The following is a 20,564-nucleotide window of genomic DNA, read 5'->3' as shown; positions in this document are numbered from 1 at the left end:
GAAGAAGTGTTTGCGGTTTAGAGTCGGGTGTATGAGTGATCCCGACAGGAGCGTCGTCGTCCTCGACGCCAAGGGGCTGCGGGCCCTGGCCCATCCCGTGCGCGTGCAGCTGGTCGACCTGCTGCGCAAGCACGGCCCGTCCACCGCCACCCGGCTGGCCGAGCGGCTCGGCGTCAACTCCGGGACGGCCAGCTACCACCTGCGCAGGCTCGGCGCGGCCGGGTTCGTGGAGGAGGACGCCGAGCGGGGCAACGCGCGGGAGCGGTGGTGGCGGTCGGTGCACCAGGTCACCCGCCTGTCCGACGAGGAGCTGGCCAGGACGGAGCCGGAGGCGGTGCTGGCGTACATGCAGTCGATCGTGGCCCTGTACGGCCTGCGTGCCCAGCGGGCGGTGAACGAGATGCTGACCATGCCGGGGGAGTGGGGGAGCGTGCTCGACCTGAGCTCGTTCGCGCTGCGGCTGACGCCGGAGGAGGGGCTGCGGCTGCGCTCCGAGCTGGAGGAAGTGATCTCCCGCTACCGGCGTGACCTCCCCGGCGAGGACGGGCCCGAAGGGTCGGCGCGGGTGTCGGTCATCACCCAGGTCCTGCCGGAACCGTCGTGAACGGCCGGTTGAGGCCGCTGGCCGGGGTGCTGGCGGCCACGGCGGTGGCCCTGACCGGGACGCGGGTGTCGGCCATCGCCCTGCCCTGGTATGTGCTGGGCACCACCGGCAGCGCGGCCTGGACCGGGGTGGTCGCGTTCGCCGAGATGGTGCCGTACGTGCTGGTCAAGGCGTTGACCGGGCCGCTGGTCGACCGCGTCGGGCCGCGCCGGATCTCGCTGGCCGCCGACGTGGTGAGCGCGGCGGCGGCCGGGGCCGTCGTGCTGCTGCACACGCTGGGCGCGCTGCCCATGGGCGCGCTGATCGCGCTGGTCGTGGTGATCGGCGCCGGGCGTGGGCCCGGGGATCTGGCCAAGGAGATCATGATCCCTGAGGCGGCCGGGCGCGCGGGGATGCCTTTGGAGCGGGCCACGGGGCTGATGGGGGTGACCGAGCGGCTGGCGCAGACCGTGGGGCCGGCGGCTGGGGGTGCGGTGGTCGGGGTCTTCGGGGCGCTGCCGAGCCTGGGGCTGAGCGCCGTCTTCTTCGCGGTCGGGTCGGTGATCGTGGCGTGGGCGCTGCCGAGAGGGATGGGACATAGGGCACCCGAGCCCGTGGTCGGGGCCGAGGCTGGGGAAGGTGCCACGCCCGCATCCCCGCGCGAGACCGCCGGCAATGACGGGTACTGGCGGCGGTTCGGGGAGGGGATGGCGTTTCTGCGGGGCGAGCCGCTGCTGCTCATCCTGATCGCCATGGTCTGCGTGACGAACCTGCTCGACGCCGCGTTCGGGCAGGTGCTCGGCCCCGTGTGGGCGAAGGAGAGCGGGCACGGGCCCGTGCTGCTCGGGTTGTGCGGCAGCGTGATGGGCCTGACGGCGGTCGGCGGGAGCCTGGTCGCGGCGGCGGTGGCGCACCGGTTGCCGCGCCGGCCCGTGCTGTTCGTGGCGTTCCTGATCGCCGGGCCGCCGAGGTTCCTCCTCCTGGCCTTCGACCTGCCCGTGGCGGCGATCGTGGCGGTGTTCGCGGTGGGCGGGTTCGCCGGCGGGTTCCTCAACCCGATCCTGGGGGCGGTCTCGTTCGAACGGGTGCCGCGCCACCTGCTGGGCCGGGTGGGCGGGCTGCAGACCTCGCTCTCCTTCGTCGGCGTCCCGCTGGGCGGGCTGCTGGCCGGGGCGGCGGTGACGGTGACCGGGCTGGCCCCGGTGCTGCTGGCGTGCGGGGCCGCGTACGTGCTCGCCATCGTCCTGACCGGCCTGCGCCCGGAGTGGCGCGAGATGGACCTCCTCCGCGCCCGCTCCGCGCTGGACGGGAGCGCGGGGGAGCGGGTCGGGGTCAGGGAGCGATGAGCCCCTGGGCCAGGTCGGCCGCCGTGGCCTCGGCGGAGCGGCGTTCGGGCGGGCCGTAGCCGCCGCCCCCGCCCGACTCGCACCGCAGCACGTCCCCCGCCCGTACGGGCAGCGCGTTCACCTTGAGCATCTCCCGCGCCCCGTCCGTGCCGGGATTGAGCGTGACCCGGGGAGGAGCGCCCGCCGCGCCGCCCGCCAGCCCCCACGCCGGCGTGACCGACCGCTCGAACCACAGCGACAGCGACGTGTCGCCGCAGAACTCGTACTCGCGCACCACGCCGTTGCCGCCACGCCACCGCCCGGCCCCGCCCGTGCCGGGACGCATCTCGTAACGGGTGACGCGCACGGGGAAGAGCGTCTCCAGCACCTCGATCGGCATGTCCCGCAGTGACCCGTTGACGTTGTTGATCAGACAGCTCTCGCCGTCGCCGCCCTCCCACGCCCCCCACCCGCCGACCGTGGCCTCCTGGGAGACGTACAACTTCCCGGTACGCGGGTCCGTGCCGGTGAACTGCACGATCATCGAGTCCCCGTACGAGGCCGCGGCCGCCTTGCCGGGCAGCACCGGCGCCAGCGCCTTGACCACCAGGTCGATGAGCAGCCCCAGGTGCGAGTAGTAGTACTGGCACGCGGCCGGCGACTCGGCGGCCAGCATCGAGCCGGGGCGCGTCAGCACCGACAGCGGCCGGAACGAGCCCCCGTTGAGCGGCACCTCACCCGACACCAGCAGCTTGTAGCCGACCCGCACCGCGGCCACCGCCTGCGCCGCCCCGCAGTTGACCGGCCCGAGCGCCTGGTCGGCGCAGTCGGTCAGGTCGACGTGCATCGACTCGCCCGACACCGTGACGCGCACGTTCACCGGCAGCGGCGTGTCCAGGTCGATCCCGTCGTTGTCGAGGTGACCTGACGCCTCGTACACGCCGTCGGGGATGGCCGCGATGGCCGCCCGCTCCATGCGTTCGGTCTGGGCGAAGATCTCGTCGCGCGCGGCCGTCACCGTCGCCAGGCCCCAGCGGGCGACGATCTCGCGCAGCCGCCGCTGCCCGGTCATCGCGCAGCTCACCTGGGCACGCAGGTCGCCGAGCGTGGCGTGCGGGAAGCGCACGTTGCGTTCGATCACCTCGTGCAGGTCGCGGCAGGGCGCGCCGCCCGCGTACACCTTCACCGGGCCCATCCGCAGGCCCTCCTGGAAGATCGAGGTGGAGTCCATCGAGCCGCCGGGGTCCTTGGAGCCGACGTCCAGCCAGTGCGCCCGCGACGCCGCGAACCCGGCCAGCTCCCCGTCACAGAAGATCGGCCCGTAGACGGTCACGTCGTTGAGGTGGGTGCCGCCGACGTAGGAGTCGTTCAGCACCCAGACGTCGCCCTCCTCCCAGACCTCCGGCCCGTACAGGCGCTCGGTCTCGCGGGTGCACACCTCCAGGTTGCCCAGGAAGATCGGCAGCCCGGACGACTGCCCCAGCACGTTGTGCTCGCGGTCGAGCAGCGCGACCGCGCAGTCCTTGGCCTCGTAGATGACGGGGGTGTAGGAGCTGCGGATGAGGGTGGTGTTCATGTCCTCCGCCGCCTGCAGCAGCGCGCAGCGGATGATCTCGGTGGTGACGGGGTCGATCACTGGTCCACCTTCACGATGAGAAAGCCGTTGTCGTCCACGGTGACCAGGCAGCCGGGCGGCACGACCGTGGTCGCGGTCTCCTCCACCACGATCGCGGGCCCGGTCAGCTCGCCCTCCAGGGCGGAGCGGCGCAGCACGGGGGTACGGTGCACCGCGCCGTCGAAGATCACGTCCCGTACGACGGGCTCCGCCTGCTCGGGGGCGCCGGGGGCTGGGGCGGCCGTACGGGGGAACGAGCCGAACCCGGTGCTGCGCAGCATCACGAACTCCACCGGCGCCTCGGGCGTGGCGTGCCCGTACCGGCTGGTGTGCGCCTCGGCGTAGCGGGCCGCGATCTCCGCCGCGAACCCGGGCCCGGCGGGCTCCGCCGCGTCGCGCAGCGGGATGGTGAGCGTGTAGTCCTGGCCCTCGTACCGCATGTCCACGGCGTGCTCCACCCGCCGCCGTTTCTCCGGCACGCCCTGACCGGCGAGCGCCGCGAACGCGTCCCGCTCCAATCTCACGAGATTTCCGGACATGTCGGCGCCGTCCAGCGTGTCCTGATGCCGGAAGTACGGATGCGTCAGATCCCGGCGCACGTCCGCCTCCAGCATCCCCCACGCCGAGAACGCCCCCGGGAAGCGCGGCACCACCACCTCGGAGATCCCCAGCTCACGCGCGATGAACACCGCGTGCATCGCCCCCGCGCCCCCGAACGCCACCAGCGCGAACCCACGCGGCTCCACGCCGTGCTCCACCGTCAGCGTCCTGATCGCCTGCGCCATCCTGGCGTTGGCCACGTCGCAGACGCCCTCGGCCAGCCGCAGCGGATCCAGCTTCAGCTCCCCTGCCAGCTCCGCCACCGCGACCCCGGCCGCCCCGGCGTCCAGCGTCATCAGCCCGCCCGCGAACCAGGCCGGATCCACCCGCCCCAGCACCACGTTCGCGTCCGTGACGGTGACCTGGGTGCCGCCCCGGCCGTAACAGGCGGGCCCGGGAACGGCCCCCGCCGACTCGGGACCCACCCGCAGCGCGCCCGCCTCGGCGTAGGCGATGGAGCCGCCGCCCGCGCCGATCGTGTGCAGGTTCACCACCGGCATCAGCACCGGATGACCCTCGATCCGCGCCTCCGCGCTGACGTCGGGGCGCCCGTTCACGACGAGCGACACGTCGAACGACGTGCCGCCCATGTCCACGCAGATCGCGTTGTCCCGCCCGAGCAGGCGGGCCGCCGCGACCCCGCCCATCGTCCCGCCGACCGGCCCCGACAGCAGCGTCTGCAATGGCCTGCGCATCGCGTACGAGGCGTTCACCAGCCCGCCCGACGACTGCATGACGTGCACCGGCACCGCCAGCCCCCGCTCGGCGAAGCGCCGCTCGATCCGGCCCAGATAGCGGCGCACCACCGGCCCCGTGTACGCCTCCAGCACCGCCGAGGACGTGCGCTCGTACTCCCGCCACTCCCTGGCCACCTCGTGCGAGAGCACGACCAGCACGTCCTCGCCCAGCTCGGCCCGCAGGATCTCACCGGCCCGCACCTCGTGCGCCGGATCGGCGAACGAGAACAGCAGGCACACCGCCACCGCGTCGAACCCCTCCGCACGGGCCCGCCGCGCCGCCGCCCGCACCGCCTCCTCGTCCAGCGGCACGAGCTCCCGCCCCCGGTGGTCCAGCCGCCCGCCGGCCTCCATGACGTCCTGACGCGGCACCAGCGGCGCCGGCTTGCGGTAACGCAGGTCGAACATACGCTCCCGGTTGCCCCTGGCGATCTGGTAGACGTCCCTGGCCCCCCGGCTCGCCAGCAGCAGCACCCGCGCGCCCTTGCGTTCCAGCAGCGCGTTGAGGCCCTGCGTGGTGCCGTGCACGAAGAAGGAGATGTCCGACGGGTCGTCCACGACCCGCGCGAGCGCGGCGAACACCCCCTCCGCGAGATCCCCCGGCGTGGTGGGCGCCTTCGAGGCGGTGACGGCCCCCGACCGCTCGTCGTAACAGACGACGTCGGTGAAGGTGCCGCCGATGTCCATGGCGACGCGATAAGTCATGCGCGTCACCGTATGCCGCCCGCGATCGAGCCCCGCTGTGCGGAACGCACAGCACGACCTCTCCCGCAGTGCCGAACGCAGGGGTCAGCTCTGCCGCAGGATGCGCGACACGATCACATCACGGATGGAGGCTCACGTAGGCACTCTCAGGGGCTCGAGGGCGGCTAGGACGAGGTCGAGGCCGAAGGTGAACTCCTCCGCCGGGTCGTAGCCGGCGGCGGCGAGCACCGCGGCGGACTCGTTGAGATAGGGGAACTCGTCAGGCGGAAGCTGGGGCAGGAAGACGTCCTCGGCCATGTCCGCGAACCCATCGGCGGTGTCGAACGGCAGGCTGGCTTCCTGCAGGGCGAAACCGTAGACATAGCTGTCGAGCAACCAGTTGGCGTGCGTCGCCGTCAAGACCGGGAAGCCGGCCCTTCGCAGGCAGGCGGTGACCGCTTCGCGGTGGCGGAGGTTCGCGGGCCCCGGCGATGTCCGCGACTCCATCAGGCCGATCGCCCACGGGTGGCGTGCGAGAACCTGCCGGGCGGATACCGCCCGGCGTCGCATCGCTGACTGCCAGTCGGTCTGTTCGGGCGGGAGCTCGATCTCCTCGAACACGACGTCGATCATGGCGTCCAGCAGCTCCTCCTTGCTCGCCACGTAGTAGTAGAGCGACATCGCGCCCGCGCCGAGCGCGCCGGCCAGCCGGCGCATGCTCAGCCCGCCGACCCCCTCGCGGTCGGCGAGCCGGACCGCCTCGGCCACCACCCGTTGCTTGCTCAGCGCCGCGTCTGAGGCCACCTGGCGTTGTTCCCTCGCGGACACGGGTCTCCTCTCGCTCGCTCGACCGCCTTGACAATCGTCCAGCGCACGGTCATGGTACATCGTACGACGTACAGCGTACGACGTACGAACCAACGAGAGCCGCAGCTCGGACGCGAGGAGGCTTCGGTGGGAATCGAACAGCGCTCGAGCCGTCCGAGGTCCCGGGCTACCGCTGCCCGGTCGAGGCGAGGTGCTCGTCCAGGTGGGCGCGGCCCCGGTACATCCCTGCCGCCACTCCGGCGGAGGGATCGCTCCTGTCGAAAGGAGAACCGATGACCATCCGAACGAAAACCCCGAACCCGCTCGACGACCCGCCGGTCCCCGTGCAGGCCAAGCTCGCCGCCGCATGGACCAGCTTCATGTTTCTCTACATCTACGTCGACTACTTCCACCTCCACAAGCCCGGCGTCATCGACAACCTCCGAGTCGGCGTCGTCTTTGAGTTCGACATCAGCCCGACGTTGTTGACCATGATGCTCGCGTCCGTGGCGATCCCGGCCCTGATGGTGATGCTCTCCATGACGCTGCCCGCCCGGGTGAACCGCGCCACGAACCTCGTCGTCGCACCGCTCTACATCCCCTACTCGGTGTTCAACGCGGCAGGGGAGTCCTGGAACTGGGCCCCCTTCTACGGCCTCTCCATCGGAATCGAGGTGCTGCTCCTGGCCTTCATCCTGCGCTCCGCCTGGACCTGGCCTCGAACCCCCGCCGTCCCAGCCGGTCCCGCGACGGCAGCGAGCCCGGGCGGCCGCCGGTGACGCGCACGCCCGCCGCGCTGACGCCGCTTTCTCCAGCGACTGTCGCAGACGATCACCAACGATCAGGGAGCTCATCACGTAGTCCGGCCTCGGGCGCGTCCCACGCCGCACGGGGCAGCATCGCCGCGACCTCGCGCCGCAGCAGCGGATCCGCCAGGAACGCCTCCTCGATCGCCCGCCGCAGCGCCGTCCGTCCGGCCTCGTCGTCCGGCTTGGCGCCCGCCACCCGGTCGATCAGGTCTCTGGCACGGTCGTCGCCGCGGCCGAACACCCGCTGCAGGATGCGCGAGCCGCGGGCGGCAGGCGTGTCGGCGGCCAGCTCTCCGGTCTTGGCCAGCACGCCGGTGCCGAAGGCGTCGATCGCCGCCGCGGCATAGGGCATGACGTCATTCGCCGTTTCCACGAGACCCTCCCGTAGGCCTTGATGGATAGTCGGCATGCTAGCTCCCGGAGTGCCCGCGGCAACGGCATACCCTGTCGAATGTGCCTGCTCCGTATCTCACACTCACGACCGTCATCGAGCACGAGACCGAAACGCGGCGCTCGCGCTTCATCTGCGCCATAGCCCCGGCGCGCACGGTCGAGCAGGCGGCGGCCTTCATCGCCGCCCGCCGCGCCGCGCACGCCGGCGCCACCCACAACTGCACGGCGTACGTGATCGGCGAGCGCATCCAGAGGGGCGACGACGACGGCGAGCCGGGCGGCACGGCCGGCACGCCCATGGTGCAGGCGCTGGTCGGCCGGGGGTACAGCGACGTGGTGGCGGTGGTGACGCGTTACTTCGGCGGCACCCTGCTGGGCGCGGGCGGGCTGGTGCGAGCCTACGGCGGGGCGGTGACCGAGACTCTCGACCGGGCCGAGCCCGTCCGGATGGTGCCGGCCAGGCTCGTGCACGTCGCGGTCGCGCACGACCAGGCCGGGCGGGTGGAGAACGACCTGCGCGCCTCCCGTCACGCGGTGCGCGAGGTGACGTACGCGGGGGAGGTCACCTTCGCGGTGGCGGTGGGGGAGGACGAGGTCGCGGCGTTCACCGACTGGGTGGCCACGCTGACGGCCGGCCGGGCCCGCGTCACGCCGGGCGCCGACCTCCACGTCCCCGCCTGATCACGGACTTCGAGACCAGGGGCCCGCGTGATCACGGGCCCGCTTGCTTGCTGACGCGCCTGCTCAGCCCTCCAGGGCGTACTGCATCACGCGGAACTTCGCCTGCGCCTCGGCCAGCTCGGCCGCCGGATCGGAGTCGCCCATGATGCCGCCCCCGGCGAACAGCCGGGCCCGCCGCCCCTCGACCAGGCCCGAGCGCAGCGCGATGCCCCACTCGCCGTCGCCCCGGGCGTCGATCCAGCCCACGGGACCGGCGTACCCGGCCCGGTCCATGCCCTCCAGCTCGCGGATGACCTCGATCGCCGTGTGGGTCGGGGTGCCGCCGACGGCCGCCGTCGGGTGCATGGCCGCCACCACGTCCAGCACCGACGCCCCGTCGGCCAGCCGCCCCGTGACGTGGCTGGCCAGGTGCTGCACGTTGGGCAGCATGAGCAGTTCGGGCTCGTCGGGCGTGGTGAGCGAGGAGCACAGGGGCGACAGCGTCTGGCGTACGGAGGCGATCGCGCACTCGTGCTCGTGCCGGTCCTTCGTCGAGGCCAGCAGCGCCTTGCCCCGGGCGAGGTCGTCGGCCGGGCCGGTGCCGCGCGGCGTCGTGCCGGCCAGCACCAGCGACTCGATCTCCTGCCCCGTACGCCGGATCAGCAGCTCGGGCGTGGCCCCGACCAGCCCCGCGACCGAGAACGTGTAGCACTCGGGATAGCGCCGGGCCAGGCGGGTCAGCAGCAGCCGTACGTCGATCGGCCGCTCGGCGGTGGCGACCAGGTCGCGGGCCAGCACCACCTTCTCCAGCTCGCCCTCGCGGATGCGCTTGGCCGCGCTGGCCACGACGTGCTCCCACTCGGGCGCGCTCAGGCTGCCGTCGCCGTAGCTGATCCGGCCCGGGTCGCGGATCGGCGTGAACGTCTCCAGCGGCGCGTCCCCGATCGTGGTCAGCCAGGCGTGGCCGTCGCGGCGGGCCAGCACGGCCCGCGGCACCACGAGGACGGAGCCGTGGGCGTCCTCGTCGAAGGTGAAGCTGCCGAAGGCGACCGCGCCGGAGCCGGGGGCGTGCACGGCGTCGTCGACGTGCGCCTCACCGAGGACGGTGGCCAGCCATCGGCGGGCCCAGGCGAACCTGCCGGGGCCGGGCGGCACCGTCACGCGGGCGGCCTCACCCCATCCGACCAGGCCCTCGCCGTTTCTGATCCAGGCGTAGGGCGCCGTCCTGGGGAGGGAGGCCAGCAGGTCACCGGGGTCGCCGACAAGGGTGGTGCGAACCGGCAGCGGGCGGGTTGTTCCGAGCGCGACACTCACCCAAGACACTCTATGCGGGAACTGAACACGTTCGACTCGGACCCCCGTGAATGCGAGGTTACGGGCAACGAACCCGGAAAAAACGGGATGCCGTTAGGTATTGGGTATCACCAGATCCCCTTCGGCCTGTCAAGCAAGGATATGAAGTCGGTCCCGAACTGGCAGACCTTGCCGTGTAGCCATAGTGGCAGGGTGATCGGCTATCTACCTTGGTGCGCATGATCGTTCGCTTCGGGCCAGTGCTGGCCGCCGCCGTCGTCCTCACCGCCTCGGTCCCGGCCCACGCCGCCGCTCCCGCGGAGCCCGTCCCCGAGGTCATGGCCGCGCTCGGCGACTCCATCTCCGCCGGTTTCAACGCCTGCGGCTGGTACGTCTCCTGCACCGCCCGCTCCTGGTCCACCGGCGACCGCGCCGACGTCGACAGCCACTACCTGCGCCTGTCGGAGCTGTCTGGAACGATCCACAAGCACAACCACAACTTCGCCGTGCCCGGCTCCACCAGCGCCGCCCTGCTCGGCCAGGTACGCAAGGCGATCGCCGCCAAGGCCGACTACGTCACGATCCTCATCGGCGCGGTCGACGCCTGCGCCCGCACCGAGCAGGCGATGACCCCGGTGGCGACCTACCGGCGCCGGCTGGACACCGCCCTGGCCGAGCTGCGCGCCGGGCTGCCCAGGGCCAGGGTGTTCGTGGCCAGCATCCCCGACCTGCGGCGGCTGTGGCAGGCCGGGCGCGGCAACCCGCTGGCCCGTACGTTCTGGTCGGCCGGCCGCATCTGCCAGAGCCTGCTGCTCCGGCCCACGTCCACCCGCCGGGCCGACACCGAGCGCCGCGCCAGGGTGCGCGACAGGGTGATCGGCTACAACCGGGCGGCGGCCGAGGCGTGCGCCGCGTACGGGCCCGCCTGCCGCACCGACGGGGGAGCCGTCTTCGCCTACCCCTTCACCCTCGACCAGGTCAGCAAGTGGGACTACTTCCACCCGAACACGGCCGGGCAGCGGGTGCTGGCGGAGCAGACCTACCGGCGCGGCTTCACCTGGATCGACCCGCGATAGGGTTCATCGGCACTGCGCGAGCATGGTCTTCTTGTCGGCCGGGGTGACCGGAACGTCGTACTTGAGCGCCACCTGCGCGAACCGGGTGACGTAGGCGCACCGGATGCCCCGGCGCGGCGGCAGCCAGCCCGACGGCCCCGAGGCGTCCTTGTGCTCGTTGGCCTCGCCGTCCACGGGCAGCAGGTTGAGCGGGTCGTTGGCGAAGTCCAGCCGCTTCGTCATCGACCAGCGCGGCGCCCCCATGCGCCACCCGTAGTTGAGCGGCACCACGTGATCGACCTGCACCTCGTCGGCGTTGTCCTTGTGCCAGTGGATGAGTCGCCCGGTGTAGGGGTCGGTCAGCTCCATCGAGACGACCTCGCAGTTCGACCCCTTGCGGTACTTCACGTTCCGGCCGTCTCGGGCCAAGAGGTCGTCACGGGTACGGCAGCCGTTGCGCGCGTACGGCACCCCGGTGGCGTCGTCGGCCCAGTTGTCCCCGTACCGGGTGCGCTCGTATCCCCTGTTGGAGCCGAGCCCCTTGACGCGCAGCCGCTTGATGAGGCCGCGCGCTTCTCGCCTGTCGGCGGCGGATGCGATGGGGGCCAGGCCCGGTAACGTGCCGCTGATGTTGCCCAGCGGGCTGGCCGCGGTGGCCGGTGGGGTCTTGGCTGTGCCGATGAACGAGACGATGACGATGGCTCCGGCGAGGACGGCGACCGCGTCCTTGGTGCTCAAGCAGACCTCCGTGAGCTCCAGGTTGTCTAGAGAAATTCCCGGCATCGGCGCTTTTGACACGGGAAGGGTTGTGTGACTGATCGTCCCACCAACCGTGCCGCGCCGGGGACGAGCCGGGCCGGGCCGGGGCGGGAGCGGGCTCGCGGCCGGGCCGGGGCGGGCGCGCGGGGGAGGCGGCGGTAGCCTGCGTCGTGTGACTGATCGTCCCGTCGACCCCGATGTCGATCTTCACGTTCCCGCGCAGCGGGCCGAGCCGCTCTGGCCGGTGCTCGCCGTGATCGCCCCCGGCGGCGCGATCGGAGCGCTGGCCCGGCACGCCGTCCAGACGGCGCTGCCCACGGGGGCGGCCGGGCTTCCCGTGGGCGACGTTCCTGGTCAACGTGTCCGGCTGCCTGCTCATCGGGGTGCTGATGGTGCTGATCACGGAGGCCCGCCCGGCACATCGCCTGGTGCGGCCGTTCCTCGGGGTGGGGGTGCTGGGCGGCTACACGACGTTCTCGACGTACGCGGTGGACGTGCGGCGGACGGTCGAGGCCGGCGCGCCGCTCACCGGCCTGGCCTACCTGGTGGCCACGATGCTGGCGGCGGTGGCCGCGACAGCGGCCGGCGTGTGGCTGACCCGCCGCGCCGCCGGCGTCGTGCCAGGGACCGGTGCCCGATGACGATCGTGCTGATCGTGCTGGGGGCCGCGGTCGGGGCGCCGCTGCGCTACCTGGCCGACCGGGCGGTGCAGGCGCGGCACGACACCGTGTTCCCCTGGGGGACCCTCTCCGTCAACGTGAGCGGGTCGGCGGTGCTGGGCTTCGTGGCCGCGCTGCCGGTGGGTGACGGGGTGATGGCGCTGGTGGGCACGGGTTTCTGTGGCGCGCTGACGACGTACTCGACGCTGGGGTACGAGACGGTGCGGCTGCTGGAGGAGGGGGCGCGCTTCCACGCGGTCGCCAACGCCGTGGCCAGCGTGGTCGCTGGCCTCGGCGCGGCCTTCTGCGGCGCGGCCCTCGCCCAAGCCCTGCTCTGAGCCCAAGCCCTGCTCTGAGCCCAAGCCCTGCTTCAGCCCAGCCGCCACTGCGAGCGGGGCGGCCCGCGCCCAGGCGCTGCTTTGCGTTGGGCCCGCTCAGGTTCTGACGGGGAGAGTTACCGTGTAATCCAGTAATCACATTGGAGGTCACGGTGGCCGATCCCCTCGACGCCTACTCCCAGGTCGTGTCTTCCGTGGCCGCCGAGCTGCTGCCCAGGGTGGCCAGCGTGCGGGCCGGGCGGGGCAGTGGTTCGGCCGTGGTGTTCACCGGCGACGGCTTCCTGCTGACCAACGCCCACGTGGTCGGCTACTCCCGCACCGGCACTGTCGCGTTCGCCGACGGCGTGTCCGGTGACTTCGAGGTGGTCGGGCGCGACCCGCTGTCCGACCTCGCCGTGATCAGGGCGCGCACCGCCACCCCGCCGCCGGCCGAGCTCGGCGACAGCGACGGGCTGGTGGTCGGCCAGCTCGTGGTGGCCGTGGGCAACCCGCTCGGGCTGACCGGCTCGGTGACGGCCGGGGTGGTGTCCGGGCTGGGACGGTCGCTGCCCGCGCGCAGCGGCTCCGCCACCCGCCTGATCGAGGACGTCATCCAGACCGACGCCGCGCTCAACCCGGGCAACTCCGGCGGGGCGCTGGCCGACGCGCGGGGGCGGGTGGTCGGCATCAACACGGCCGTGGCCGGCGTCGGGGTGGGGCTGGCCGTGCCGATGAACGCCACCACCCGTTCCATCGTCGCCGCGCTGATCAGGGACGGCCGGGTCCGGAGAGCGTTCCTGGGCCTGGTGACCTCGCCCGCGCCGCTGCCCGAGCACCTGCGCAGGAGCACCGGCCAGAACGGAGCCCTGCGCGTGGTCGAGGTGGTGCCCGGCTCGCCCGCACACCGGGCCGGGCTGCGCGCCGGCGACCTGGTGCTGAGCGCCGGGCGTACCCCGGTGGGTGACGCGCAGAGCCTGCAGCGGCTGATGTTCGCCGACGCGATCGGACGGCCGTTACCCATCACCGTGCACCGCAACGGCGCGCTCGTGGACGTCATCGCCGAGCCGGTGGAACTCACCGGCTCGGGTGTGTGATCAGGCCCCTATCGCTGGGCCGGCGACTGCTCCTGCGCCGCGGGCTGCTCCTGAGCGGGGGACTGCTCCTGTGCAGAGGGCTGTTCCCGCGCCGAGGGCGCCTCGGCGGGCTCCTTGCTCTGGCGGGCCGCGGCCCACGAGCCGTCGCGCCGCGCCAGCAGCTCCTCCAGCAGCGCGTCCCACTTCTTCCCGACGACGTCGGGGTCGTACTTGTGCGCCGTCTCCAGCGCCCGCGCCGCGAGGTCCCGGCGCAACTGCTCGTCCTCGATCACCCGCATGACGGCCGCGGCGAGGTTGGCATTGGTACGGGGCTTGACCAGCAGCCCGTCCACCCCGTTCTTGATCATTTCCTTGGGGCCGTGCGGGCTGTTGAAGCTGACGATGGCCAGCCCCTTCGCCATGGCCTCCAGGATCGTCATGGGGAAGCCCTCGTGCCGCGAACTGAGCACGTAGATCGACGACTTCTCCAGCTCCGCGCCCACGTCGGTCGTCGGCCCCGGCAGTTCCACCTTGTCCTCAAGGCCCGCCTCGACGATCTGCTTGGCCAGGTTCTCCTCCTGCGGCCCCGCGCCGAAGATGCGCAGCTTCCAGTCCGGATGCGCGGCGGCGACGGTCTCCCATGCGGTGATCAGCCGGTGGAAGCCCTTGATCCGGGTCATCCGGCCGACCGCGACGGCCACCTTGGCGTCGAGCTTGGACACCTCGCCCGACATCGGCGGCACGGCGTTGGGAATGCGGACCAGCTTGCGCGGCTGCTTCGGCAGCGTCTCGCGGTAGTCGGCCAGATCGGCCTTGGTGAGGGTGACCAGGGCGTCCAGGCGGCGGTAACGCCACTTGATCAGCTCCTGGATGGGTTCGGCCTGAGTACGCAGCGCCACATGTTCCTGCCCGATCGTGATCACGCCGGGCTTGGCTAACTGGGCGAGCGCGAGGTTGAGCCCCGGGCGGGTGGCCATGAGCACGCCGGTGTCGAGCGAGCGGATGAAACGGGCCAGCTTGAGGTCGGTCCAGAGGTTGAACCTGTGGTACGCCGACTCCTCCTTGGGGATGAGCCGGCTCGGCAGCTTCGACAACAGGGCGCGCACCGGGTCGAGGCCGGGATCGATCCGGTCGTCCAGGAAACGGAACTTCACCCGGGGGTCGATGGGGAAGAACGGCGCGTCCGCCTCCTTCAGCACGCTGACGATCTCCACGTCGTGCTCCTCGGCCAGGTAACTGGCCAGGTTGAACACGGTGCGGATGGTGCCGCCCATCCCGTTGGCGTGCAGCAGCAGGATGCGTACCCTCCGGATCGAGGGCGGCGGCGCGTCGCGCTTCTTGCGCCGGTTGTACCCCCGATAGAGCCGGACCATCGCCGACTTGCCCTTGCGTGCCAGTGCGCGCACTTAACAGATCCCCTTTTCACGGACGAAGGCTCAACACACAGGGCCGGCGGAGAGGGCTCGCCTCACCACCGGCCTCGTACTTATTCGTCGGTGGAGCGCATTTGCTTTCATCCCCCATGCGCTTACCCCACCTATGATCTTTAGACGCTTCGGGGATGCTTAAGGTTGCATGCGCGGCCGGTGCCGATGATCGGGAGTATGCGGGGGATTGTCGGCCAGCAGGTCGAGCGCCACGTCGATCGCCCGTTCGAGCTGCGTGTCCACGCCCCGCGCGTAGTCCTGCGGGGTGATGTCCACCTCGATGTCGGGATCGGTGCCGTAGTTCTCCACCTGCCAGCCGACGTCGTCGAAGGCGAAGGAGAACTCCGGCTGCGTGGTGAGCGTCCCGTCGGCCAGCCGGTGGCGCGGCCAGATGCCGATCACCCCGCCCCACGTGCGCTTGCCGACCAGTGGTCCGAGACCGAGCAGCTTGAAGGTGTGGCTGAAGATGTCGCCGTCCGAGCCCGCCCACTCGTTCGTGACCGCCACGATCGGGCCGCGCGGCGACTCGGGCGGGTACGGCTCGGGATCGCCCCACCGCGGATAGTCGTAGCCCAGCCGCCGCCTGGCCAGCTTCTCCAGCAGCAGCGCCGAGACGTGGCCGCCGCCGTTGAAGCGCACGTCCACGATGAGCGCGTGGCGGTCGTACTCGGCCAGGAAGCCCCGGTGGAACTCCCCGAACCCCTCGGTCCCCATGTCGGGCACGTGCAGGTAGCCGATCCGGCCGCCGGAGCGTTCGTGGCACTGGGCGCGGTTGAGGTTCACCCAGTCGCGGTAGCGGGCCGGCCGTTCGTCGGCGAGGGCGCGTACCGTGACCGTGAACACGCGCTTGCCGCGCCGCAGTGTCAGCTCGACCTCCTCGCCCGCCTGGTTGACCAGCCGCTCGTTCGGGGTGGCGGCCACCCCGATCGGCGCGCCGTCGATGGCCAGCACGGCGTCACCGGGGCGCACGTCGAGGCCGAGCCGGTTCAGCGGAGAGGTGGCCTTCGGGTCCCACGGGTCGCCGGTCACGAGGGCGCCGATGCGGTAGACGCCGCCACGATACTGCCAGTCCACGCCCAGCTTGCCCTGCGTGTAGTCGGGTCCTGGCCGGTATTCGCCGCCGCTCTCGAAGGCGTGGCTGGTGGCCAGCTCCCCGTGCAGCTCCCACAGCAGGTCGGAGAACTCGCCGCGGGTCGTCACCCGGTCCACCAGTGGCCGGTAGCGCTCGTACACGGCCGGCCAGTCCACGCCCGCCATGTCCTCGGTCCAGAAGTTCTCCAGCTGCAGCCGCCACGCCTCGCGGAACATCTGCCGCCACTCCGCCACCGGGCAGACCGACACCTTGACCCGCGACAGGTCGATCCAGCCGCTCTCACGCCCGGGACTCTCCCCGTCGCCGGGCACTTCGCCCGCTTTGACCACCCGCAGCCGGTTCCCCGCCCGGTACAGCAGCGTCTTGTGGTCCCGGCCGAGCTCGAAGTCGTCCACGCCCTCGGCGAACAGCTCGTTGTGGCCACCGGCGAAGTCGAACAGGTGCAGCGTGTCCTCCCCTTCGAGCGGGCTGGTCAGGATCAGCGCCTTGCCCTTCAGCCCCGCCACCCGCTCGTACCGGCCTTCCGGCAGCGGGAACGCGGTCACCCTGCGGGCCAGCCCGTCCACGTCCACCCGCAGCGGCTCCGGCTCGTCCTCCTCGTCGTCCTTCGGCTCCTCCAGCGGGCGGGGACGGGGCACGAAGGGGTCCGGCGCGTCCGCCCGGAGCGCCACCGCGTACGGCCGCGTCCCCAGCGGGAACCCCAGGTCGAACTGGAGCTGGTCGTAGACGGGGGAGAAGACGCGCTGGCCGATGAAGTACAGGTAGCGGCCCTCCGGGTCGAAGGCCGGCATCGAGTCCTTGAGCGCCGGCTCGCTGGCCTGGACCGTGCGGCCGCTCGCCGGATGGTGCAGCTTGATCGCGGCGGACCGGGAGCTCGACGGGCTCGCGTACGCCAGCCACTCGCCGTCGTGCGACCAGGCCGGATCCTCCGGCGGGCCGTGCGGGTTGGCCTCCACCAGCTCGGAGCGGCCCGTGGCCAGGTCGAGCACGTGCAGCTCGTCGCGGTGGTTGACGACCGCCACCCGGTCGTGCGCGGGATCGGGGACCAGCTCGTTGACCCGCCCCAGCCGGGCCACCTCCGTGCCCTGCCCGCCCTCGCCGCCCTCCAGGACGACCAGCCGCTCCTCGTCGCCGTCGTCGCTGGCCGCCGCGATCAGCCGGACGCCGTCGTTCAGCCAGGTCAGGAAGCGGTAGCGGACGCCGTCCGGGCGGCCGTGCTGGCGTACGGGGCCCTCCCAGTCCGCCATCGCGTACGCCTTGCCGCGCGCCGTGATCGCCAGCGCGCTGCCGTCCGGGCTCAGCCTGGCGCTGTCGAGATAGTCGGCGGCCTCCACGAACCTGCGGTTGAGCTGCGTCCTGGAGCTGGCCAGCCGCACCTCCAGCCGCCGCGGCCCCTCACCCGGCTCCAGCAGGAACAACTCCGCGCCCGCGTGATACACCAGGCGCTGCCCGTCACCGGACAGGTTCCTGGCGTAGTAGTCGTCGTGGTGGGTGAGCCGGCGCAGGTCGCCGCCGGCGGAGTCGCAGGAGTAGACGTTGCCGACGCCCTCGTGGTCGGAGATGAAGCACACCCGGCCGCCGCTCCAGCATGGCGAGGCCAGGTTGCCCGGCAACCTGATCAGCCGCCGGAACTCGCCGTCGCCGCGCGGGTCGATCCACAGGTCGCCGACCGTTCCGCCGCGGTAACGCTTCCACCGTGCCGGGTCCGCGGTGTTGCGGCCGAGCACGATCATGCCTGCGGGGCCGTACGCGATCGAGTTCGCCGGTCCGTACGGCAGCCGCTCCGGCACCCCGCCCGGCCGCACCCGGTGCAGCCATTTGCGGCCTTCGAACGGTTGTGACTGGTCGCTGGCGTACAGGATGCGGCCTTCCGGGTCCCAGCCGGTCACCGTGCAGCGGGCGCCGTGGAACGTCACCCGGCGGGCCGCGCCGCCGCCGGACGGCATCACGTACACCTCTTCGGGACCCTCCTCGCGTCCCACGAACGCGAGCTGGTCGCCGCGCGGCGAGATGCGCGGATAGCCGGCCTCGGCCAGCCCCGCGGTCAGCCGGAAGGCCCGCCCGCCCAGGGCGGAGACCATCCACAGGTCGTCCTCGGCGGCGAAGACCACCACGTCCTGGAAGACGGCGGGGAAGCGCAGGTAAGCCGACATGGAGCAGCTCCACGGTCGATCGGACGGCCGGGCCGCCCTGGGCCACGGCCGTCCGATCAGGTCACCGGCCGGGCAGCCTCGGCGAGCGACTGCCCGGGCCGTGCGATCACATCCAACCGGGCAGCCTCACCCGGTGACCGCCCGAGCCGTCCGACCAGGTCCGGCCGGACCCTCACCGTGGCGCGGGCCTTCTGATCAGGTCACCGGCTCGGCAGACACCGGCAGGCTGCCCGGGTGGTCACTCCTCGCCGGACGTCTTCTGGCTGTCCCGCTTCGTCTCCTTGGCCTGCCGGCTGGTCTTGATGGCCTGCTTCTTCGACTTGCCGGACTTGGAAGCGGGTTTCTTCTTCGTGTCAGCCATGGAAATCTCCCCCCGAATGGATGAGATGCACCGTATTGGTGCACCACGGCCGTTAATACCCATCAAACGACGAAACCCGACATACCACCTACTCGTCTCCTCAATAACCCTTTCCCGCACGGGCTCACCCGCCCATCTCCGCCAAACGACCCTCCCCGCACCCGGCCGTCACCACGTGCGGTCGTCTCCGCCCCAAGCGTCACCATGTCCGGCCAGTCCTCACCCGCGGTCGACTCCACGTGCGGCCGGATCGCGCCTCTGGCGGCGGGACGGAGCGCTGTGCGGCGGCATGGAGCCTCGTATGGCCGGATCGAGCCCCGTGTCGGGGGCCGGATTCAGAGCAGGCGCAACTGCTCCGGCTCGGGTGGGATCACAGGGCCCTCGGGTGTGATCGGAGGGCGGCGGCGGGACGGCTCGCGACGGGCCGTCGCCGGGACGGCCCGGCCGACCCCATGGCGTTCGGCCAGCTGTCTGACCAGGCCCGTCACCCGCTGCTGGTAGGCCTTGGGCGCGTAGGAGCCCCGCCCGTACAGCTCCAGATAGCGCGGCACCAGGCGCGGGTGCTCGCGCGAGAGCCAGCTCAGCCACCACTCCCTGGCCCCGGGCCGCAGGTGCAGCACGATCGGGACGAGGTGGGTGGCGCCCGCCTCGGCGATCTCCTTGACCGTGCGGTCGAGCTGGGCGGGGGAGTCGGTCAGATAGGGGAGGATCGGGGCCATCAGGACCCCGCAGGCGACGCCGTTGTCGTTGAGCGTCGCGCACGTCTCCAGACGACGGCGCGGATTGGGCGTGCCCGGCTCGACGGCGCGCCACAGCTCCGGATCCACGAACCCGACCGAGACGTCGGCGCCGACGTCGGTCACGTCGGCGGCCTCAGTGAGCAGATCGAGGTCGCGCAGGATGAGCGTGCCCTTGGTGAGGACGGAGAACGGGTTGGCGGCGTCGCGCAGCGCGGCCAGGATGCCGCGCATCAGCTGATATCGCCCCTCGGCGCGCTGGTAGCAGTCGACATTGGTGCCCATGGCCACGTGGTGCCCGCCCCAGCGAGGCGAGGCCAGCTCCTTGCGGGCCAGCTCGGCGGCGTTGACCTTCACCACGATCTTGGAGTCGAAGTCCGCTCCGGAATCCAAATCGAGATATTCGTGCGTTTTTCGGGCAAAACAGTAAATGCACTTATGAGAGCAGCCCCGGTACGGATTGATCGTGTACTCGAACGGAACCCGGCTGGCCGCGGGGACGCGGTTGATGATGGATCGGGCCCGGATCTCATAGAAGGTCATCCCATTGAATTCGGGCGTGTCGAACGTTCGGGTCACCGCGCCGCGAGCGAAGAGCGGCACGGCCGGATCGTCCCGGCCGGGCCCGGCCAGGCGCAGGTTGTCCCAGCGCATGCCATGATTAGAACAAAGGTTCGAGCATGATCGCAAACCGAAAAGAGGTGGCAATTACTGGGTCAGGCAGGGGCTAATGATCTTCAGGGTTGGGCAGAAAGACGCCACAGAGCTTGCGTTCCGGAGGTGCACCCATGGCCTGGTCGCAGGACGAGGAGCGAATGCTGGCCCAGATCGAGCAGCACCTCGTCGACGACGATCCCCGACTCGTCGCACGACTGGAGTCGTTCAACGAGCGGGTTCGCCGCAGCGAGGAGAGGTCGAAGGGGCAGCCGGGGCCGAGGCACCGGCCACGCCGCTCGACGGTCATCATTGTCATCAGTTGGTTGCTCATCGCTACCTTGGTCGCCACACTCTTGGTCATGGTTCTCAGCCACGAGGCCGCCACGGCCCTGGCCTTGGCAGTCTCCTTCTGACCGCGACGCAGCCGGCCCCGACATGCAGAGCGGCCGGCCCGACGTACCTGAAGATCACGCCCATGAGGCGATGCCGCACGCCCCGCAGCGCACCACCCACGCCGGGGACAAGCCGGCCCAGGGGAGGCCTTCGCCGCCGACCGGGTGTCCGAGCTGGGCCGTCGCGGGCGTCCTGGCAAGCCCGTTGCCCACGGCCAGGTGCCAGGGGGAAGCCGTCGCGGTGGGCCGGGCGCCCTGATCGACCTCCTGCCGGCCCTGGCGAGGCCTCCCGCCGGTGGCGGGCAGCCACCACGGTGGCGGGACCACGGTGGCGGGACCACGGTGGCGGGACCACGGTGGCGGGACCACGGTGGC

Annotated in this window: 20 protein-coding genes; 9 read left to right on the top strand and 11 right to left on the bottom strand. The window is 71.7% G+C overall.

Going from position 1 to position 20,564, the window contains the following annotated elements:
- The first annotated feature begins 31 nt into the window (after positions 1–31).
- Together ABFX54_RS43235 and ABFX54_RS43230 are read left to right on the top strand one after the other, a co-directional pair.
- Complete coding sequence (locus tag ABFX54_RS43235) at positions 32–604, top strand: ArsR/SmtB family transcription factor (protein ID WP_346112766.1); 573 nt, start codon at positions 32–34, stop codon at positions 602–604.
- The gene (locus tag ABFX54_RS43230) at positions 601–1,929 is read left to right on the top strand and encodes an MFS transporter (RefSeq protein WP_346112764.1); all 1,329 of its coding nucleotides are present in this window, start codon (positions 601–603) and stop codon (positions 1,927–1,929) included. The genes ABFX54_RS43235 and ABFX54_RS43230 overlap by 4 nt, the downstream gene beginning before the upstream one ends.
- Here ABFX54_RS43230 and ABFX54_RS43225 read toward each other — a convergent pair.
- The 3 genes from ABFX54_RS43225 to ABFX54_RS43215 form a co-directional block, all read right to left on the bottom strand.
- Positions 1,916–3,544: a hydantoinase B/oxoprolinase family protein gene (locus ABFX54_RS43225; protein WP_346112763.1), complete on the bottom strand. Its 1,629-nt coding sequence runs from the start codon at positions 3,542–3,544 to the stop codon at positions 1,916–1,918. The genes ABFX54_RS43230 and ABFX54_RS43225 overlap by 14 nt on opposite strands.
- Positions 3,541–5,565 (bottom strand): hydantoinase/oxoprolinase family protein, encoded by a 2,025-nt coding sequence (locus ABFX54_RS43220; protein ID WP_346112762.1) that lies wholly within the window; start codon positions 5,563–5,565, stop codon positions 3,541–3,543. Before ABFX54_RS43220 ends, ABFX54_RS43225 begins: the two co-directional genes overlap by 4 nt.
- Before the next feature lie 132 nt (positions 5,566–5,697).
- On the bottom strand, positions 5,698–6,372 hold the full coding sequence (locus ABFX54_RS43215) for a TetR/AcrR family transcriptional regulator C-terminal domain-containing protein (RefSeq protein WP_346112761.1): 675 nt from the start codon (positions 6,370–6,372) through the stop codon (positions 5,698–5,700).
- Positions 6,373–6,644: 272 nt separating this feature from the next.
- Here ABFX54_RS43215 and ABFX54_RS43210 point away from each other — a divergent pair, with 272 nt between their 5' ends.
- A complete protein-coding gene (locus ABFX54_RS43210; RefSeq protein WP_346112760.1) occupies positions 6,645–7,130 on the top strand; it encodes a DUF6326 family protein in 486 nt (161 codons plus the stop codon).
- A 52-nt stretch (positions 7,131–7,182) separates the two neighbouring features.
- Here the strand turns inward: ABFX54_RS43210 and ABFX54_RS43205 are convergent, their stop codons facing one another.
- Positions 7,183–7,533 carry a hypothetical protein gene (locus tag ABFX54_RS43205; protein ID WP_346112759.1) on the bottom strand — a complete coding sequence of 117 codons (351 nt, stop codon included), beginning with the start codon at positions 7,531–7,533 and terminating at the stop codon, positions 7,183–7,185.
- Positions 7,534–7,613: 80 nt separating this feature from the next.
- Between ABFX54_RS43205 and ABFX54_RS43200 the strand changes: the two genes are divergently transcribed.
- Positions 7,614–8,234, top strand: coding sequence for a YigZ family protein (locus tag ABFX54_RS43200; RefSeq protein ID WP_346112758.1), 621 nt, complete (start codon positions 7,614–7,616; stop codon positions 8,232–8,234).
- Positions 8,235–8,297: 63 nt separating this feature from the next.
- Here ABFX54_RS43200 and ABFX54_RS43195 read toward each other — a convergent pair whose 3' ends face one another.
- Positions 8,298–9,527 (bottom strand): isochorismate synthase, encoded by a 1,230-nt coding sequence (locus tag ABFX54_RS43195; protein ID WP_346112757.1) that lies wholly within the window; start codon positions 9,525–9,527, stop codon positions 8,298–8,300.
- 218 nt (positions 9,528–9,745) lie between these two features.
- Here ABFX54_RS43195 and ABFX54_RS43190 point away from each other — a divergent pair, with 218 nt between their 5' ends.
- Positions 9,746–10,582, top strand: coding sequence for a GDSL-type esterase/lipase family protein (locus ABFX54_RS43190; protein ID WP_346112756.1), 837 nt, complete (start codon positions 9,746–9,748; stop codon positions 10,580–10,582).
- A gap of 3 nt (positions 10,583–10,585) precedes the next feature.
- Here the strand turns inward: ABFX54_RS43190 and ABFX54_RS43185 are convergent, their stop codons facing one another.
- Complete coding sequence (locus ABFX54_RS43185) at positions 10,586–11,299, bottom strand: HNH endonuclease family protein (RefSeq protein ID WP_346112755.1); 714 nt, start codon at positions 11,297–11,299, stop codon at positions 10,586–10,588.
- Positions 11,300–11,679: 380 nt separating this feature from the next.
- Between ABFX54_RS43185 and ABFX54_RS43180 the strand changes: the two genes are divergently transcribed.
- From ABFX54_RS43180 to ABFX54_RS43170, 3 genes are all read left to right on the top strand, one after another.
- Positions 11,680–11,961 (top strand): fluoride efflux transporter FluC, encoded by a 282-nt coding sequence (locus tag ABFX54_RS43180; RefSeq protein ID WP_346112754.1) that lies wholly within the window; start codon positions 11,680–11,682, stop codon positions 11,959–11,961.
- Positions 11,958–12,317, top strand: a complete 360-nt coding sequence (gene crcB / locus ABFX54_RS43175; protein ID WP_346112753.1) for a fluoride efflux transporter CrcB — start codon at positions 11,958–11,960, stop codon at positions 12,315–12,317. The genes ABFX54_RS43180 and crcB overlap by 4 nt, the downstream gene beginning before the upstream one ends.
- Before the next feature lie 152 nt (positions 12,318–12,469).
- Positions 12,470–13,390 carry a S1C family serine protease gene (locus ABFX54_RS43170; protein ID WP_346112752.1) on the top strand — a complete coding sequence of 307 codons (921 nt, stop codon included), beginning with the start codon at positions 12,470–12,472 and terminating at the stop codon, positions 13,388–13,390.
- An 8-nt stretch (positions 13,391–13,398) separates the two neighbouring features.
- Here ABFX54_RS43170 and ABFX54_RS43165 read toward each other — a convergent pair whose 3' ends face one another.
- From ABFX54_RS43165 to ABFX54_RS43150, 4 genes are all read right to left on the bottom strand, one after another.
- Positions 13,399–14,775 carry a glycosyltransferase family 4 protein gene (locus ABFX54_RS43165; RefSeq protein WP_346112751.1) on the bottom strand — a complete coding sequence of 459 codons (1,377 nt, stop codon included), beginning with the start codon at positions 14,773–14,775 and terminating at the stop codon, positions 13,399–13,401.
- 159 nt (positions 14,776–14,934) lie between these two features.
- Positions 14,935–18,042 carry a S41 family peptidase gene (locus tag ABFX54_RS43160; RefSeq protein WP_346112749.1) on the bottom strand — a complete coding sequence of 1,036 codons (3,108 nt, stop codon included), beginning with the start codon at positions 18,040–18,042 and terminating at the stop codon, positions 14,935–14,937.
- Positions 18,043–18,280: 238 nt separating this feature from the next.
- Positions 18,281–18,403: a hypothetical protein gene (locus tag ABFX54_RS43155; protein WP_346112748.1), complete on the bottom strand. Its 123-nt coding sequence runs from the start codon at positions 18,401–18,403 to the stop codon at positions 18,281–18,283.
- A 335-nt stretch (positions 18,404–18,738) separates the two neighbouring features.
- Entirely contained in the window at positions 18,739–19,794 is a 1,056-nt protein-coding gene (locus tag ABFX54_RS43150; protein WP_346112746.1) for an Rv2578c family radical SAM protein, read from the bottom strand.
- 134 nt (positions 19,795–19,928) lie between these two features.
- Here ABFX54_RS43150 and ABFX54_RS43145 point away from each other — a divergent pair, with 134 nt between their 5' ends.
- On the top strand, positions 19,929–20,210 hold the full coding sequence (locus tag ABFX54_RS43145; RefSeq protein WP_346112745.1) for a DUF3040 domain-containing protein: 282 nt from the start codon (positions 19,929–19,931) through the stop codon (positions 20,208–20,210).
- Positions 20,211–20,264: 54 nt separating this feature from the next.
- Here ABFX54_RS43145 and ABFX54_RS43140 read toward each other — a convergent pair.
- The coding region (locus tag ABFX54_RS43140; RefSeq protein ID WP_346112744.1) for a hypothetical protein at positions 20,265–20,564 on the bottom strand (300 nt) is incomplete at its 5' end.

It is taken from the genome of Nonomuraea maheshkhaliensis (assembly GCF_039529435.1).
In the GTDB taxonomy this organism is placed as follows: domain Bacteria; phylum Actinomycetota; class Actinomycetes; order Streptosporangiales; family Streptosporangiaceae; genus Nonomuraea; species Nonomuraea maheshkhaliensis.
Note: the sequence above shows the minus strand (reverse complement) of the source record. Positions and strands in the feature narration are given on the sequence as shown.